1 protein-coding gene is annotated in these 581 nt (G+C 46.5%); it reads left to right on the top strand.

All coding sequences use genetic code 11. From position 1 onward, the window contains the following. Positions 1-581, top strand: a 581-nt coding sequence (locus R8N47_RS26945; RefSeq protein ID WP_318186333.1) for a PAS domain S-box protein, incomplete at both ends; no start/stop codon positions are given.

Below are 581 nucleotides of genomic sequence, written 5' to 3'. Positions count from 1 at the left end.
TGTATCCAGATATATGGCCGCGAGTGGTATCTGAGCAAGCGGGGTACTCTTATAACGGTGAACATTTGATTGCGTTTAGCTCGATTAAGTTTGTCTCCAACGAACCTTTGCATCTCATCATCGACCTCTCGAATGAGCAGTTGTCAAAAAGAGCGACGCGCGACATCAATGACCTTATTCAAGAATCCTTGTTTGTATTAAGTCTTGTACTGGTTTTCACTTTGCCAATTACCGCGTTGGCGCTGCATTACCGTCGCCATAGTGTGGAATCGAAGTTAGCCCGTGCCGCACTCGACGGTATGACCGCCGTCATGATTTCTGACGCATCGCTTCGCATCATCATGGTCAACCAAGAGTTTGAAAACATGATGGGTTATTCTACCGAACAAGTGAAAGGCTCGAATGCCCACAGCCTGATTTTGCTTCCTGAAGACCTCGAAGAGACGCTAAACATTTGGAATAAGTTAGGGCGCGAGAATGTTTGGGAAGGCGAAGTACGCTGCCGTACCCAATTGAATCATGTGTTTACGGCGATCATGCGTATCCAAGCGAACTTAACAAAGTCCGGTAAAATCAGCTAT

This window comes from Vibrio sp. 2132-1 (assembly GCF_033344315.1).
The sequence above is the reverse complement of the archived record's forward strand: the minus strand, read 5'-3'. Positions and strand labels throughout refer to the sequence as shown.